The following is a 17674-nucleotide window of genomic DNA, read 5'->3' on the forward strand; positions in this document are numbered from 1 at the left end:
ATTAGAGTAGAACATGAATAAACAACAACTGGCAGCCAAAATCTGGGAATCTGCCAACCAGATGCGTTCTAAAATAGAAGCTAACGAATACAAAGATTACATCCTCGGCTTTATTTTCTATAAATATTTAAGTGAACAGCTTGTGCAGTTTGTTACTAAAGAGGGGATGACGGCTGAAGATATCAAAGCCCTTGATGAAAAAGATGCAGAAACCGTTGAATATATCCAAAGCAATCTGGGCTACTTTGTTGCCTATAACAACCTTTTTTCCACATGGATTGATCCAACATCTGAATTTGATGAATCTAACGTGCGTGATGCGCTGTCTGCGTTTAGCCGTTTGATTTCGCCAACCTACAAAAAGCTGTTTGACGGTATTTTTACTACCCTAGAAACAGGTTTAAGTAAGCTAGGTGAAAGTGCAGGCAAGCGTACCAAAGCCATCAGCGATTTACTGCACTTGATCAAAAGTATCCCCATGAATGCGAATCAAGGGTATGACGTACTGGGTTACATTTATGAATATTTGATTGAAAAATTTGCGGCTAATGCGGGCAAAAAAGCAGGCGAATTTTACACGCCTCACGAAGTGTCTGTGCTGATGTCGAATATTGTCGCTCACGAATTACAGCATAAAGATAATATCGAAATTTACGACCCAACGTCGGGTTCGGGTTCGCTGCTGATCAACATTGGTGAAGCTGTCGGAAAATATGCTAAAAATAAAGACAGCATCACTTATTATGCTCAAGAATTAAAAGCTAACACCTACAACCTAACCCGTATGAACCTGATCATGCGCGGTATAAAAGCCAGCAACATTAAAACCCGTAATGGCGATACCTTAGAAGATGACTGGCCGTATTTTGATGAAAACGACCCACAAGGTTCATATGAGACGTTGTATGTTGATGCGGTAGTTTCTAACCCACCATACTCACAAGTTTGGGATCCCAGTTTTAAAGAAAATGACCCACGTTATTCACGCTTTGGTCTAGCCCCTAAAACGAAAGCCGATTTTGCTTTTTTACTGCATGATCTCTACCATTTAAAGCCCGATGGTATTATGACCATCGTGTTGCCTCACGGTGTGTTATTCCGTGGTGGTGAAGAAGGGGAAATTCGCAAGCAACTGATTGAACAAAATCACATTGACACGATTATCGGTTTACCGGCCAATATCTTTTTTGGCACGGGCATTCCTACGGTGATTTTGGTGCTGAAGCAAAAACGGCAAGACACAGATGTATTGGTCGTGGATGCCTCCAAGCATTTTCTAAAAGAAGGCAAAAATAATAAACTGCAAGCCAGTGATATCAAGCGCATTACTGATGCGGTGATTAACCGCGAAAGCATTGACAAATTCTCGATACTGGTGAGCAAACAAACCCTGCGCGACAACGACTATAACCTCAACATACCGCGCTATGTCGACTCTTCTGCTCCAGCACAACATTGGGATTTACACGCCACCATGCTAGGCGGCATCCCCAACAGCGAAATTGCTGAGCTAGCCGAGTATTGGCAAGCCTTTCCACAATTGCATGATACGTTGTTTACACCAAAATCTGACGCTTACAGTACGCTTGCCATCGACAAGCAAGCGGTTAATGCCTGCATTAGTCAACACCCGCAAGTGTTGGCGTTTATCTGTAGCTATAACCAAGCCTTTAATGGCTTTGATGATCAGCTAAACACTGAGCTAATTGATAACTACGAATTCGTAAAGCGTAACCAACAAGAAGCCGCGCTCAGTGACGAGCTATTTAGCCGGCTAGCGCCCATAAGCTTGATTGACAAATACCAAGCCTATCAATTTTTGAATGACCAATGGCAAATCATCAGCGCCGATTTAGAAATGATGCAAACTGAAGGTTTTGCCGTCACCAAACAAGTTGATCCTAACATAGTTATCAAGAAGAAAAATGGCCAAGACATCGAAGTGCAAGAGGGTTGGAAAGGCCATATATTGCCGTTTGATTTAGTGCAACAAACTTATTTGAGTGATGACTTGGCAGCGTTGGCTGAGCAAGAAAACCGCCTAGCGGAAATCGCCAGCAAATTGGAAGAAATTCTGGAATCCCTCAGCGAAGAAGACAAAGAGCAAGAGACAGTCAAAGAGAGCAAGGATGGCTTTGCCAATGCCGAAGTTAGCAAGGCTGCTAAAGTGTTCTTAAAAGAGCAAAGAGACAGCAAGACTAAGTTTGCAGCAGACAGTTATGAGGCAAAAATTATTTCTGCCAATAAGCTTATTGATGAAGAAAAAACCCTGAAAAAAGCCACCAAAGATGCCGCTACCGCGTTACATTTGAAAACAAAAACTATCATAGAAGCCCTCAGTGATGAACAGGTGAATAATCTACTGCATTTAAAATGGATTACACCATTAAGCACTGAACTCGCTGCAATGCCAAATACGGTCATTACCCAGCTCACTAGCCAAGTGCAAGCCCTTGCCGATAAATATGCCATCACTTATTCGCAAGTGGCCAATGAAATCAAAAAAACCGAGCAAGAACTGGTACAGATGATGAGCGAGCTGACGGGTAATGAATTTGATATGCAGGGTTTAGCTGAACTTACCCATTTGTTGAAGGGTGAATAAGATGAATATGGATAAGAAAGTACCTGAGATTCGGTTTAAAGGGTTTAGTGGGGAGTGGTTAAATAATCCAATTGGAACAATTTGCGGTACAACTTTTGGGGGAGGAACTCCTTCGACTAGCGAGAAAAGCTTTTGGCAAGGCGATATTCCTTGGATTCAATCCTCTGATCTTCAAAATAATAGTATTAGCTCAGTCAACGCTAAAAAGTATATCACTAAAGAAGCAATAAATAAGTCAGCGGCTAAGTTGGTTTCAGGTAATTCGATAGCAATCGTTACAAGAGTAGGTGTAGGAAAGCTTTCTTTAATGGAAGATGAGTATGCCACTAGCCAAGATTTTTTATCCTTAAGTGATTTGAAAGCTGACCCACAATATTCGGCTTATGCTCTCTGGATACAACTACAAATTGAAAAAGAGCAAGTTCAAGGCACATCGATAAAAGGCATAACCAAGAATGAATTATTGTCAAAAACAATAAACTATCCTGAAATAAAATCTGAGCAAACGGCCATCGGCAGCTACTTCAAAAAGCTCGATAGCCTAATCAACCAACACCAACAAAAGCATGACAAACTCAGCAATATTAAAAAAGCTATGATTGAAAAAATGTTTCCTAAACAAGGCGAAGCCGTGCCAGAAATCCGTTTTAAAGGGTTTAGTGGGGAGTGGGAGGAAAAGAGCGTTAGCCAGCTTGGGGAAATCATAACTGGTTCTACACCATCAACTCAGAATCTAGCTAATTATTCTAATGATGGAATACCTTGGGTTACTCCGACTGATATTTCTAGAAATGTTACATTTAATACCGCAAAACGATTATCACTAGTAGGTTGTAAAGTAGCGCGTATAGTACCCAAAAATACAATTTTGGTGACATGTATCGCCAGCATAGGGAAAAATACAATTTTAGGTTCACAAGGTAGCTTTAACCAACAAATAAATGGTGTTGTTCCAAATGAAAAAGAGAATAATCCATATTTTCTATATTCAGCTAGTGTATTATGGTCAGAAAAATTAAAAAGATCCGCCTCTTCTGGAACCATGCAGATTGTAAATAAAACAGAGTTTTCCGAATTAAAAAATCGTGTACCAAAAAAAGAGGAACAAATCGCTATCGGCAACTATTTCCAAAAGCTCGACGTGCTGATCAACCAGCACCAACAGCAAATCACTAAACTCAACAATATCAAACAGGCCTGCTTGAGCAAAATGTTTGTCTAGGGAGTGACCATGACCACGTTTAAAACCGAAGCACAGTTTGAGCAGGCGTTTATTGAGGTACTCACCCAAAAGGGTTGGGAGCCGCAGATCCTTAAAAACAAAACCGAAGCGGAATTGCTGCAAAATTGGGCTAACATTTTATTCGAAAATAACCGCCAGCAAGACAGATTAAACGATGTGCCGTTAACTGATAGCGAAATGCAGCAGATTATTGAGCAAATCAAAGAGCTTAAAACACCGCTCAAACTCAACGGTTTGATTAACGGAAAAACTGTCGCGATAAAACGCGATAATCCTGACGACGCCTTGCACCTAGGCAAAGAAATTAGTTTAAAAATTTACGATCGTCAAGAAATCGCCGCGGGGCAAAGCCGCTACCAAATTGCACAACAGCCAAAATTTGAACGGGGTAGCCCATTAGGTAATGATCGCCGTGGTGATGTGCTGTTGCTCATTAACGGGATGCCGGTCATTCATGTCGAGCTAAAACGCAGTGGTATTCCGGTTAGCCAAGCTGTTAACCAAATCGAAAAATACAGCGCAGAAGGTATCTTTAGTGGATTGTTTTCACTGATCCAAGTATTTGTGGCAATGGAGCCTAATGAAACCAAATACTTTGCCAATCCGGGATTAGACGGTAAATTTAACCCTGACTATCAATTTAACTGGGCTGATTTTAATAATGAGCCTATGAATCATTGGAAAGATATTGCGTCCACACTGCTATCGATCCCGATGGCACACCAGTTGATTGGTTTCTACACCGTCGCTGACGATACCGACGGCATACTAAAAGTGATGCGTAGCTACCAGTATTACGCCGCCAATGCGATATCCGATAAGGTAGCTAAAACCAATTGGCAGCAACTGGGTAGCGCGGCCAACAATCTCGACCGTCTCGGCGGTTACGTGTGGCATACCACGGGTTCAGGGAAAACCATGACCAGCTTTAAATCGGCGCAACTCATTGCACAATCGAAAGATGCCGATAAAGTGATTTTTTTAATGGACAGAATTGAACTAGGTACTCAGTCTCTATCAGAATACCGAAACTTTGCTGGCGATGGCGAAGACGTACAAGCCACTGAAAATACCTACGTCCTGATCACCAAGTTAAAAAGCACAGCCCCTGCCGATACCTTAATTGTTAGCTCCATTCAAAAAATGAGCAATATTTTTGAGGAAGTCAACGATGAAGGCTCTGCCACGAACGCAGTCGATATTGAAAGAATACGCGCCAAACGCTTGGTGTTTATTATCGATGAAGCGCACCGTTCGACGATGAGTGGCGGCAAAGAAAACAAAGAAGGCATGCTGGTAAGGATCAAAAAAACATTCCCCAAAGCACTCTTTTTTGGGTTTACTGGCACACCGATTCATGATGAAAATCAAATCAATAGTAATACTACCGCCGATGTGTTTGGCAACGAGTTACACCGTTATAGCATTGCTGATGGTATACGTGATGGCAACGTGCTAGGTTTCGACCCTTACAAAATATCCACTTTTAAAGACGGCGATCTAAAAAAAGAGGTTGCCTTAGCACAAGCCAAGGCCAGTTCTGTGCAAGATGCCATGGATGACCCTGCCAAAAAGAAAAAATTTAACAACTTTATGAAAGATGTACCGATGGCTGGCTATAAAGACGCCATCGACAAATACCATAAAGGCATCGAAGACTATGTGCCTAAAAACCAATATTTAATGGACGATCACCAAGAAAAAGTGGTCACTGACATCTTAAATGAATGGGATGTACTTAGCCAAGGCTATAAATTCCACGCACTTTTTGCCACCAATAGTATTGCAGAAGCTATTGATTATTATCGCCGCTTAAAAGCCGCTAAGCCCGAGCTTAAAATATCCGCTTTATTTGATCCACATATTGATAACGATGGCTGTGATGATCGTGGTTCTACCTTTAAAAGTGATGGTCTAGAAGAGATCATGAGCGACTATAATGCGCGCTATGCTCAGGATTTTGATTTTTCCCGTCATGCAGCCTTTAAGAAAGATTTAGCGGCACGTCTTGCCCATAAAAAACCTTATGAGCGTATTCATACCGAGCCTTCAAAACAATTGGATTTACTAATTGTCGTCGATCAAATGCTCACCGGGTTTGATTCTAAATGGTTGAATACGTTGTATTTGGATAAGGTCATTAAATACCAAAATATTATTCAAGCTTTTTCACGCACTAATCGCTTGTTTGGCCCTGACAAACCTCATGGCATTATCCGTTATTACCGCTACCCACACACGATGGAACAGCATATTAACGATGCGGTAAAACTCTACTCAGGTGATAAACCTATCGGCTTATTTGTTGATAAATTACCAAGCAATATTAAAGCTATGAACGAATTGATGGCAGAAACTAATGAACTGTTTATCAACGCAGGAATAGCGAATTTTGAAAAATTGCCTGATGATATTGAAGCCTGTGGCAAATTTGCAAAACTGTTCAATTCCTTTAACCAACATTTAGAAGCTGCCAAAATACAAGGCATGCATTGGGATCAATCCGTCTATTCATCTACCGAAAGTGATGCCAAATATGAAGTGACGTTGAATACGGACGAACAAACCTATTTAAGCCTAGTTTTACGTTATAAAGAATTGGTCAGCAAAGGCGAGAGCGCTGGAGCAGGTGGTGGTGACGTTCCTTTTGATATCAGTGGTTATTTAACAGAAATAGATACTGGTAAAATCGATGCGGACTATATGAACAGCCGTTTTGATAAATATTTAAAGGAACTAAAAGTACATCAAGACTCTGCCGATATTGAGAATACGTTGAATGAACTACATAAGTCATTTGCATCACTCACGCAAAGTGAACAAAATTACGCAAAACTATTCTTACATGACTTACAACGCGGCGACGCACAATTGATAGACGGTTATACATTTAGAGATTACATCAATACTTACAAAAATAATGCTGAAAATGCATTACTCAACACAGTGGTTGATGCACTTGGTTTAGATAAAGGGCTGCTTATTGCATTAATGTCTGATAACGTAAGTGAAAAAAACCTTAACAACTTTGGGCGCTTCGATGCATTAAAAAATTCGGTAGATAAAACAAAAGCTAAAGCCTATTTTGATAAACAAGATGGCGTGGCACTCCCTCCGTTTAAACTAAATATGCGTATTGAACAGTTTTTAAAGCAGTTTATTTTCGCACAAACGGATGCTGTCTTAGATGATATTGTTGGTGCGCCAAACGGTGTATTAGAATAGCCATGAATAGCGCAAAAATTAGGATTGACTCGCTTTCTCAATGAGTTTACTCAGTAAAGCACTAACTGCCGATTGTACTTCTTAGATTATTCAATTTGATAATAAATCATAAATACAAAAGCAGTTTTTTCCTCTGAAGGTAAAAGCTGCTTTTATCATTTAAAAAATTACACTTACGACGTTATCCCTTCCAACTCATCTACACAGTTTGTTAAAACTCCAGTAGCACGGATCGCATTCTTATCGATATAAGCCACTACAAGCAGTTAAATTTACCTGCATTTCGAAAAGATGATTATCGACGTATCGAACTGGAGCAAAAAGTAATGTCTGCTCATCTAGAGCACAATAGAGAAAAACGTAAATTTATCGTAGAAGGAGTAAAAAACTGGATGAATAAATATTGACCAAATAGAGTAAGCTACTTTTTGACTAATTGCCTTACCGCATAGGTTAATTGTAATAACAGACTGATAGTCAAAACAAACAAAAAATGAAACTAGGCCTCCAAAAACTAGTCACGATGTTCTTGAGTTTGACTGAGTCTGTGTGGTGTGCACTTACTTTGAAGGTAAAGTTTACCACCGTTGTATAATAGAGCGTATAGTGGAGAGGGACAAGAACGAGTATTAGTTGAATGCAATAAACAAGCTGCTGATGATTTACATTTGAATAGCCTAGTACGGCAGCTTACCTAGACCATATTGCTCCGTGACATGAACAAGATGTGATTCGAGAAGATCTCAATGTGAACCAAGGTGATTGATTATAAACCTTCTTATGATAATTGAATATGTAAAGGAGATTACATGCAAAAAAATTCATTAAAATACTTGAAAGTTCTTACTGGTAAAATTAGAAGATGTCAAGAGGAAGCCATTAAGATTTTCTTTAAATTTAAGAAAAAAAATGTTACTGATAAAGCACTTCTAATAAACTTGCCTACAGGGGCGGGTAAGACAGGTGTCATAAGTTTAATGTCCCACTTAAGTAAAGAGCGAAAAATTTTAATTATTTGTCACAGAAGAGCGGTTAAAGAGCAATTATACAAAGAGGTTTCTAATAAGTTTTTTAGAGTTACACTAAACGATCCAGATATAAAATTAAAAAGGGTTTTTAAAAACATTAATAATCTGAGTGAAGAAGGTATATATATTTCAACATTTCAAAAACTATCTATGTTAACACCAGAAGAACTCTCTATAACTCAACAGTTCTTTGAATTGATTATTATTGATGAAGGCCATTCTGAACCATCTCCTGTATGGAGAGAAATTGTACGACAATCAGATGCAATTAAAGTTGTAATCACAGCAACACCTTATAGAAATGATCTTTTCGAATTAAACGTTGATTTAGAACATTATTTTATATTTACATTTAAGCAAGCTATTTTGGATAATATAATAACTGAGCCAAATTTCATTCAAGTCAACTCAATGGATGGAATGCTTCAAGAAGTACAGTATTTTCTAGAAAAAAATGAAAAGACAAAATGTATAATAAAATGCAAAGATGCTAATGATATATCATTATACCATGAAGTGGTTTCTAAAAAATATAAAACAGCAAGTATACATGAAACATTTAGAAATGACGAAGCTAACGGTAAATTTAAATCAGTAAACTCTGCATTAAAATCTGATAACATAAGAATTCTAATTCATCAACATAAACTTGATGAAGGTGTAGACTTGCCTGAAGCAAAATTATTAGTTTTAACCTATCAGGTTGGAAGTGGTAGAGAATTAGTTCAAACAATTGGGAGGGTCGTTAGAAATTATAATTCAATAGACCCGATCGTAATAGATTTAGCAAGTTCATCTAATGAAAGAATGTGGCAAAGCTACCGTACATTTGATGATTACATATCCACATCTGTCGGTTCAAAAGGTTTTATAAAATCACTAAGTACAACTAATCTAATCAAAGGATTTCTTGATAATTTCCCTGAGTACAGCTACTTTTCAAGCCGTTTTAGAGAAAGGTTGGATTTACAATCTATAAATGTTAATGATATATCAATACCATTAGCATCTGTTTGTTTTATAGAAAAAGGCCTTAATTACTCAACCCCCCTTCTCTTGGATAAGATATATTGGGAACTGCATACACAAGGTTCACTCGTAAAAAAAATAAACAATGACCATAATGTATTCATATATCTATACATCTCATTCAATAGCTCAAGGTATCTTTCTGACAAATTATTCTTTGAGCCTAAATTAGAAATCATAATAGTTAAAGAGCTATCTAATAGCGTAGCTATTTTTGATAGCGCTGGAGTCAAGTATGCAAATAGAATCGACTTAAATCTTTCAAACCCAATAAATATCAATAGATTAACAGCATTAGCTGCTGCTACTAAAGTCCGTGAAATAAAAGAAGCCCACTCAAGAGCCATAGGCGCAGCAAAAAACAGACCGGAAGCGATGTCCTTAAAAGGTAAAAACCTAGAAAATATCAATAGTACTCAGCGCAATGCTATGTATGCACTAACGACATTGAAAGTAGTTAATAAGGATGAACAAGGAAAAAATGATAGTAGTTTCTATTTAGGGGCTAGATCTGGCCGTGTTTCTGACCAAATGGAGCGAAACTTCACCATCGAAGACTTATCAGAATGGATAATAAAAATAGATGAAAGCACATCTAAAGAAAATACCAATAGTGGTCGATTAATAAAATCATACTCACAACCTATTAATGAAAAACCTAACTCTCCAATAGTTTCACTTATTCTTGATTTATCAAACTTTGATATTGAGTTAATTTCTGAAAAAGAATTCCCCCCCGACTATTACTACATTGCTTACTCAGAAGAAGAAGGTGGAGAGTTATTCATTGGAACGCAATCATTCAAAGTTTTTGCTAAATATTCAGAAGAACAACATAAATTCTCTTTGGTAGTAGATGAAGAAAATTCTAATGGTAATGGTGATATTGACCAAATAATCTCCTATTTAAATAATAACTGTTATCGCATACTTTTTTTGGACGGAACAACATATAGCGACACAAAATTTTATAAATTTTCACTTCCATGTGAAAAAGGCATTAGTGCAGCAGAAAGCTGGGCTGGACGCTCTCTTATTAGCATTCCAAAACTGCTATCTAAAGGACTTAGCGAAAAGGGGGAGTATAATAAGGAAGAGTCTTACTTTAACACAACTAGTACAGAATTTGATAAAAACTCCATTTTTTATTTGATTGATCAATTAAGTAACTATTCAAATGATAATCCTACCATTACCGAGCTAGGGCCTTTCTATTCGTTTATCCCCAATTGCGATCTTGTTATTTGCACAGACATGAACACTGAACCTTGTGATTTCATCGTTTCGTCTTCCGAAAAATTATGTTTCATTCATGTCAAATGTGGGGATTCACAAATCTCGCCGAAATCATCTGCTGGAGCAATCGCAGAAGTCGGAAGTCAGGCAATAAAGAATTTATCATACCTGATATCTCACTCAACTAAAAATATACCTGGGAATTTTTCAATCTGGGATAAACCATGGCCTTCACCAACTGCAAAACATCGACTTAACTCACGATTCCGGCTTGCCTTCAATCACAAAGGAATAATTACAGATGCAAAAAATAAGCTCAAAGATAAAGCTTGGGAATTAATTTCAGAAAGAAGAAAGTCGCCACTTTGCAGTAAGGAAATATGGATAGTGATGGGCAATTCGTTCTCTAAACAACATTTTATTGAGCAGATGTCTAAAGATACTGACCAGCAATCTGAAACAATACAAGCATTCCAATTAATTGAAGATTGGCTAAGTACTGCTGATGAAATGGATGTGGATATAAAAATATTCACATCTTAGCTCAAATATGCCCCCACAAATTCATCATCAAGTGGGGGGCATATTCTTCAATTCAATAAGACCTATCCAGACTCTAACTTATAACTACTTGATAAATAATTGGTTTATTACCAATACTTTATCAAGCATCAAACATTCATGAGCACAATATTCTTAAATTCACTCCGTGATATTGAAACACAGCAGACAAATATTAATGTAATAAAGGAAGTGTCATACAGATAACTTTGCAAAATCAAACGGACTAACCCCCCTCTTCCTATTCGCATCCAGATAATCAGCCCACCATTGCACCATCAGTCGCCTTTCCTCAATATGTTCCGCCTTATGAATATAAGCAGCCCTCACTGAGTTACGTTCTTGGTGGCTCATTTGCCTTTCTACTGCATCCTTCGACCATAACCCTGACTCAATCAACGAGCTACACGCCATCGTTCTGAAGCCATGCCCACATACTTCTGTCTTAGTGTCATAGCCCATCACTCGTAATGCGTTGTTTACCGTATTTTCACTCATCGGTTTTCTAAGGTTGTGATCGCCGATAAATATCAATTCATGGTTACCGCTGAATTGATAGATCTGTTTTAAAATCTCAATGGCTTGTCGGCTTAAAGGGACTAAGTGAGGAGTACGCATTTTTGATCCACGATGGGAGTGCTTAACCCCTTCTATCGCTTCGCGTTCAGCAGGGATCGTCCACATGGCATTCTCAAAATCAATTTCATCCCAACGGGCGAAGCGTAGTTCACTGGAACGAATGAAGACTAATAAAGTAAGTTTGACTGCAAGCTTAGTTAAAGGCCTTCCCTTATAATCATCGATGCGTTGTAAGAACTCAGGGAGGCGTTTAAGTTCTAATGCAGCTCTATGGACTCGTTTACCAGTGGCAACTGCGCCAGCCATATCTTGCGCTGGGTTATAGTCAATTAAACCACTTTGTACCGCATAGCGCATAATAGCTGTCACACGCTGTTGTAAACGTGCCGCCACCTCAAGACGTCCAGACATCTCCACGGCTTTAATCGGTTCGAGTAGATCGCGAGTTTTCAGTTCGGCAATATTACGTTTACCAATAGCCGCAAAGATATTGTCTTCTAGGCTTTTGAGGACTCGATGGCTATGCCCTTCTGACCACTTCTTATTGGTCGCATGCCAATCACGAGCAACCTTTTCAAAGGTATTAAATTCCTTTTGTTGCTCTTCTTTCACTTCTTTGCGTTTTTCGCTGGGATCTATCCCACTTGCGACAAGCTTTCTTGCTTCATCTCGTTTTTCACGAGCATTCGCAAGGGAGACATCAGGATACACGCCAAATGCTAGCATCTTTTCTTTACCGCCAAAGCGATAACGGAAGCGCCAATATTTAGAGCCATTAGGATGAACCAGAAGAAATAGTCCGTTACCATCTGTCAGCTTGTACGCTTTATCTTCAGATTTTGCAGAACGAACTTTAGTATCGGAAAGTGCCATTTTAACTATCCTCGCAGCCGAATTGCGGGTACAAAACTTTATCGAATCGGCATATACCCGCAAATGTACCCACATCATTAACTTGATGTCGGTTGAGTTGAGTATACGTTGGTAGAGTTAAAATGCGAGAGGAACCTTGCAAACACTGGATTTTAGATACAAAAAAAGACGTCGGTTGACGTCTCTTGATGTTCTTATGGTGCCGAAGGCCGGACTCGAACCGGCACACCCGAAGGCGGTTGATTTTGAATCAACTGCGTCTACCAATTCCGCCACTCCGGCACGAAGTGATGTGTTTCTTGGAAAACGCTGTCATTATACTTGCCTTATGCCTACTGGCAACACTTATTCGTGAAGATGTTGTTTGTTCGATTAAAAAAAAAGCATATTCATTAGATTTGATAAAATCACAGGGAAAGCTTCTTTTGTTTATATATCTATTAATGAGTATGTTAACTTTTCCCAAATTATTTTTTTTATCGAGAGGCTCTGTGACTGGCGGCAGGTCATTATTTTTGTTAGTTTATCTGCAATCTAATGTCAATATTTAAGGTTTAATCATGGGTTTTGTTGGGTGGATAGCAACAGGTATCTTTATTGGCATCTTAATTGGTGTCGTCATGAAGATTTTCGCTAAGAAAAAATAATATTGGCTGAAAAGCTATTTGCAAACAATCATATCGGCTGGCTTCCAACATGAAGAAATCATTTCTAAAAGTTCTGTCTGTATCCGCATTATCTTTAGTGTTAATGGCATGTTCAAGTAAGACAGAAAAAGCACCAAAATTTCTGCAAAGTAATGATGTTGAATCCTCAGACTGGCAGGTTTTTGAGGGAGATAGAAGGACTTACGAGCGCGTCGCTAAGATTGTCGATTTATATGCTAATCGCATTTTTAATGAAAGTGATGCGCGAGGCATGGCGATTATTGTTATCGATAATAATCAGGCGCTATCGCGCTATTATGGTGAAACTGCGCCGGGTAATGGTAAAAAACCGGGCCCAAATTCATTAATTCGCATTGCATCAATTACAAAATTAATGACAAGCGAAATATTAATTAAGCTCGAGCAAGATAAGAAACTGTTAATTACTGATCCGTTGCAACAGTACGCCTACCACGGTGTTAATGTTCCTGATAATGCCAGTGGGCAACCTATTCGCTTATATCATTTAGCAAGCCATACCAGTGGGTTACCTCGTGAACAACCCGGTGGGAAATGGGGACGTCCTGTTTTTATTTGGCCAACTCAAGATAACCGCTGGACATGGCTAAAAACTGGCAAGTTAGATGCAACACCGGGTACAGAAGCCTCCTACTCCAACCTTGCATATGATTTACTCGCTGATGCGATGGTTAAAGCGTCAGGGCACTCATACCCACAGTTATTTAGCCATTACGTGACTTCTCCGGCTAAGATGACAAATACCACTTACACGCCAAATAATGCTCAATGTGCCCGCTTAATGGAAGGAACGAAACCCAGCCCTTGCCATAACACACTCGCAGCAGCAGGCAGTGGTGGCGTGTATTCTACCCCTGCAGATATGCAAAAATGGATGCAACAATTTTTATCGACAGACAGTAACTTAAGAAAAGTCACCGCAGCCCGTGAACAAGGTATCTATTTCCCACGTGAAAAGCTTTTAGAAATTAAAGGGATGGATGTTGCAGGCCATGCTGATGGACTCGGCCTTGGGTGGGTGTATATGAAACCTAAAAATGGCACTCCGGGAATTTATCAGAAAACCGGTGGTGGCGGTGGGTTTAATACCTATATGGCGATGATCCCACAGCAAAACATTGGGGTATTTGTGGTAATGACCCGAAAAGATAACAGTAAATTCAGTAAATTAACGATTGGCGTTAACGAACTAGTCGCTTCATTGTCTACTAACCATGCGTATGGGAAACATTGAAGGAGTACCGCCGAAGCGTTACAAGCAATGGCGAGTTACACCCCAACCTTAAAACGTGGATTTACCCGTGTTATCACGTTAATTGCGACAACAGCCTGAGATATTCAGGCTGTTGAGGTTGTTGACAAAGCGGGATAAAAGCGTGGTTTTTCCCACTTTGTGTTATCAGCCGAAAATCAATAATTTGATTTTCCTAGTTTATTTTAAAAACCTATTCGACTTGCAGCCAAACATTATATGTTTGGCTGCAGTCTGGACAGCCTGAGATATTCAGGCTGTTTTTAATAAATTTACTATCCATTTTTAAAATCAATTCTCTAATCTTCTCGGTAATCTTTTAGCTACTTTATCCACAACCGCAAAGCTAAAATGAGAACTAAAAATTACGCTACATCACCCAGTAGCCATTCCACTCTGGCCCATAAAACAAGTCAATCAGAATTGGCGAGTATCCTAAATGACATTAAAAGCCATAAAGTTAAATATTCCCAACAGATAGAAGATAAATCAATTAACCCTCAATTTACCTGTAAGTATTTAGGCGATTTTGAAATGCAGGCTATCCGAGCTTATCGGCAAGAAGAGAGACGAATTTATCGTGAAAAATGTCAGAAAGCGTTTAAATTCAAAACCCATAATAGCCTATGCGGGGGAATGTTTTCTCTTGCTCAACAACTAGCTAATCGCAGTGGCGAAAATATTTTAGCTATTATTGATAACCCAGCAAATACATCTATCGTCAGGAAAAAGTTATTCCAACCACAAACTGGGTTATTAACCTATATCAGCGCTCTAGGTTACGCACTGTTTGGCTAAAAAAAAACGGTAGATTTTCAATTTACTACCGTTTTTTATTTTTCATTGGCCTACCGTTATTTTCGCTTAACTAGCAAAACAATACTCACTATCAAAAATAGCAAGCTCGGTAAAACAGCAGCAATGATAGGGGGAACCGAATAGACTAAACTCCAGTTACCAAACCCTTGGTTAAGTACGTAGAAGAGGAACCCCCCCACGATACCTGAAATAACACGAACACCCATAGGAACGGTACGCAGTGGCCCAAAAATAAATGAAACTGCCATTAGCATCATGACGGCTGCGGATAATGGCGCGAGTATTTTTTTCCACATACTAAGCTCATAAACAGCAGCCACTTGGCCACTCTCTTTTAAATACGAGACATATTGATACAAGCCGCGAATGGATAGCGAGTCCGCATTCAGTGAAACTATTCCCAGTTTTTCTGGGGTCAGATTAGTTTTCCAATCTACTGTTAGTCGCTGTGAACCTGTGATTTTTTTCTCACTACTTAAAATTGACTCATCCACTTGAGATAACACCCAAAGTTGATTTGTTGAGTCGTACTCGCCATTTGCGGCAAACATGACTGACTTCAACTTGCGTTGTTCATCAAAGCGATAAACCGATACATCTTGAATCGAGGTCGCATTATTAATCCGCTGAATATGGATAAAATCATTGGCATCTTTTGCCCACATCCCCTCATCTGTCACCACTAATGAGTTACCCACAATTTTTTCTGCCCGATAGTTTCTTGCCCACTGCTCTCCCGCAGGCGCAATCCACTCACCGATAAACATCGCGACAATGACCAATGGAACAGCCGTTTTCATCACCGATAATGCAATTTGTAAACGGGTAAAGCCGGAAGCTTGCATGACCACCAGCTCACTACGTGAAGCCAGTGCGCCTAACCCCATTAGTGCTCCCAACAATGCCGCCATTGGGAAGAAAATATCAATATCTTTTGGGACAGTTAATAAGGTGAATACACCTGCACTCAATGCCGTGTAGTCGCCATCGCCCACTTTGCGAAGCTGCTCGACAAATTTAATGATCCCTGCCAGTGAAACGAGCAGAAATAGCGTCACTAAAATCGAATTTAAGATGGTTCGACCGATATACCTATCTAAAACACCAAACATCAGGCAACCCCTTTACTCAATTTAAGACGCATACGGCGCATTGGGACAGTATTCCACGCATTTAAAACTATCGCTAATATCAAATACCCCACATTTACCGCCCACATGGTATACCTTGGGTCGAGGTCGCCTTTATCGGCACTATTCCGCAATGTGCTCTGTAATAGAAAGAAAATAAGGTACAGCAGCATCGCAGGAAGCATACTCAACACCCGCCCCTGACGTGGGTTAACCTCGCTTAACGGCACAACCATCAAAGCCATGACAACAACAGAGAAAACAATCGTTAAACGCCAATGGAACTCCGCGTTTACTTCAGGCGTATTTTCAGACCACAGTTGCAACATATTTTTTTGCTCGACTCGGTCACTACGCGTTTCTGCAGTTTGGTGATCAACAATGGCTTGGTAATTAACAAAGTCCGTTATGCGAAAATCGCGCAGTAGCGCTGTTCCTTCATAACGAGTTCCTTCATTTAGAACAACGACTTGACGGCCATCAGGGTCTTCTTTCATATAGCCGCTATCAGCTACCACAACAGAAGGTCGTTGTTCATTTGCAGCACGTAACTGAGCAAGAAAAACGTTCTTGAAGTTATTCCCTTTTACATCACCGATATACAGCACATAGTTGCCATCTTTAGTGGTTTTAAATTGCCCTTCCACCATGGCTGCTAGCCCAGGATTCGCTTTCGCATCCGCCAATACTTGCTCTTGATATTGAGATGACCATGGCAGCATCCATGTAATGTTAGCAACGGCGACCATCGCGGTAATCACCGCAAGGACTAACGCGGCTTTCACTAAAACACTTTTGCCTAAACCGCAGGCGTGCATTACCGTGATTTCACTTTCAGTATAAAGTTTACTGTAAGTCATCAAAAGCCCAAGGAATAGGCTCAAAGGCAAGATAAGCTGCGCCATTTCAGGCACACCTAACCCCAGCAAAGGAAGTACTAAGTTTGAAGGAATGTTACCCTGAACCGCTGCGCCAAGAATATCTATCGACTTCTGACTAAAAAAGATTAGCATCAATACAAAAAGTATGGCTAACTGACTTTTCAGGGTTTCCCGTACCAAATATCTAATAATGATCACGCTTATTACGCCTGTGAAAACTTGTCTTTTGGGAAGAAAATGGCTAAGTTCGTTCGATGTCTGCCATTTACTAACATATACTCTAGTTTATTGTATGGCTACAATGATATAAAAGCATTCTCTGTACTGATAGAAATATCAGAACATGCTTAATATTCGAGAAACCAGATATACCCGCCATACTTCATGGTGTATCGCAATTAACAGCATACAACGTGAGCTATTTCGCGTATAGATGGTTAGTTTAACATAAAGAGTTCATTCTCTATGAGGTAGATCATGCGAAACGCTAATTTTAGCGGGAGCATCGGCCTTTGTCTTTAAGATTC

9 protein-coding genes and 1 tRNA gene are annotated in these 17674 nt (G+C 39.5%); 6 read left to right on the forward strand and 4 right to left on the reverse strand.

The window, feature by feature from the left end; genetic code table 11:
- Nucleotides 1-13: 13 nt before the first annotated feature.
- The 4 genes from CYG50_RS17025 (at nucleotide 14) to CYG50_RS17040 (ending at nucleotide 10909) form a co-directional block, all read left to right on the forward strand.
- Nucleotides 14-2605 carry a type I restriction-modification system subunit M gene (locus CYG50_RS17025; protein WP_102138160.1) on the forward strand — a complete coding sequence of 864 codons (2592 nt, stop codon included), beginning with the start codon at nucleotides 14-16 and terminating at the stop codon, nucleotides 2603-2605.
- Between the two features lies 1 nt (nucleotide 2606).
- Nucleotides 2607-3827: a restriction endonuclease subunit S gene (locus tag CYG50_RS17030; protein WP_102138161.1), complete on the forward strand. Its 1221-nt coding sequence runs from the start codon at nucleotides 2607-2609 to the stop codon at nucleotides 3825-3827.
- 9 nt (nucleotides 3828-3836) lie between these two features.
- Nucleotides 3837-7073: a type I restriction endonuclease subunit R, EcoR124 family gene (locus CYG50_RS17035; RefSeq protein WP_102138162.1), complete on the forward strand. Its 3237-nt coding sequence runs from the start codon at nucleotides 3837-3839 to the stop codon at nucleotides 7071-7073.
- Nucleotides 7074-7882: 809 nt separating this feature from the next.
- Nucleotides 7883-10909 (forward strand): DEAD/DEAH box helicase, encoded by a 3027-nt coding sequence (locus tag CYG50_RS17040; RefSeq protein WP_102138163.1) that lies wholly within the window; start codon nucleotides 7883-7885, stop codon nucleotides 10907-10909.
- Between the two features lie 213 nt (nucleotides 10910-11122).
- On the opposite strand, the gene CYG50_RS17045 is transcribed toward CYG50_RS17040, so the two are convergent.
- Together CYG50_RS17045 and CYG50_RS17050 are read right to left on the reverse strand one after the other, a co-directional pair.
- Nucleotides 11123-12379: a tyrosine-type recombinase/integrase gene (locus CYG50_RS17045; protein ID WP_102138164.1), complete on the reverse strand. Its 1257-nt coding sequence runs from the start codon at nucleotides 12377-12379 to the stop codon at nucleotides 11123-11125.
- 197 nt (nucleotides 12380-12576) lie between these two features.
- Nucleotides 12577-12661 (reverse strand) — tRNA-Leu (locus CYG50_RS17050).
- 414 nt (nucleotides 12662-13075) lie between these two features.
- On the opposite strand from CYG50_RS17050, the gene ampH reads away from it, so the two are divergent.
- Together ampH and CYG50_RS17060 are read left to right on the forward strand one after the other, a co-directional pair.
- A complete protein-coding gene (gene ampH, locus CYG50_RS17055; protein WP_102138165.1) occupies nucleotides 13076-14299 on the forward strand; it encodes a D-alanyl-D-alanine-carboxypeptidase/endopeptidase AmpH in 1224 nt (407 codons plus the stop codon).
- Nucleotides 14300-14668: 369 nt separating this feature from the next.
- Nucleotides 14669-15115, forward strand: coding sequence for a hypothetical protein (locus CYG50_RS17060; RefSeq protein ID WP_102138166.1), 447 nt, complete (start codon nucleotides 14669-14671; stop codon nucleotides 15113-15115).
- 56 nt (nucleotides 15116-15171) lie between these two features.
- Here the strand turns inward: CYG50_RS17060 and lptG are convergent, their stop codons facing one another.
- Both lptG and lptF read right to left on the reverse strand, forming a co-directional pair.
- Nucleotides 15172-16248 (reverse strand): LPS export ABC transporter permease LptG, encoded by a 1077-nt coding sequence (gene lptG, locus CYG50_RS17065; RefSeq protein ID WP_102138167.1) that lies wholly within the window; start codon nucleotides 16246-16248, stop codon nucleotides 15172-15174.
- The gene (gene lptF, locus CYG50_RS17070; protein ID WP_102138168.1) at nucleotides 16248-17345 is read right to left on the reverse strand and encodes an LPS export ABC transporter permease LptF; all 1098 of its coding nucleotides are present in this window, start codon (nucleotides 17343-17345) and stop codon (nucleotides 16248-16250) included. The genes lptG and lptF overlap by 1 nt, the downstream gene beginning before the upstream one ends.
- Nucleotides 17346-17674: the final 329 nt, after the last annotated feature.

This window comes from Providencia huaxiensis (assembly GCF_002843235.3).
Taxonomy (GTDB): Bacteria; Pseudomonadota; Gammaproteobacteria; order Enterobacterales; family Enterobacteriaceae; genus Providencia; species Providencia huaxiensis.

Excerpts from the sequence above, each read along its gene's own strand:
- CYG50_RS17040 (WP_102138163.1), top strand. The coding sequence starts at position 7,883 with ATGCAAAAAAATTCATTAAAATACTTGAAAGTTCTTACTGGTAAAATT.
- CYG50_RS17030 (WP_102138161.1), top strand. The coding sequence starts at position 2,607 with ATGAATATGGATAAGAAAGTACCTGAGATTCGGTTTAAAGGGTTTAGT.
- CYG50_RS17060 (WP_102138166.1), top strand. The coding sequence starts at position 14,669 with ATGAGAACTAAAAATTACGCTACATCACCCAGTAGCCATTCCACTCTG.
- ampH (WP_102138165.1), top strand. The coding sequence starts at position 13,076 with ATGAAGAAATCATTTCTAAAAGTTCTGTCTGTATCCGCATTATCTTTA.
- CYG50_RS17045 (WP_102138164.1), bottom strand. The coding sequence starts at position 12,379 with ATGGCACTTTCCGATACTAAAGTTCGTTCTGCAAAATCTGAAGATAAA.
- CYG50_RS17035 (WP_102138162.1), top strand. The coding sequence starts at position 3,837 with ATGACCACGTTTAAAACCGAAGCACAGTTTGAGCAGGCGTTTATTGAG.
- CYG50_RS17025 (WP_102138160.1), top strand. The coding sequence starts at position 14 with ATGAATAAACAACAACTGGCAGCCAAAATCTGGGAATCTGCCAACCAG.
- lptG (WP_102138167.1), bottom strand. The coding sequence starts at position 16,248 with ATGTTTGGTGTTTTAGATAGGTATATCGGTCGAACCATCTTAAATTCG.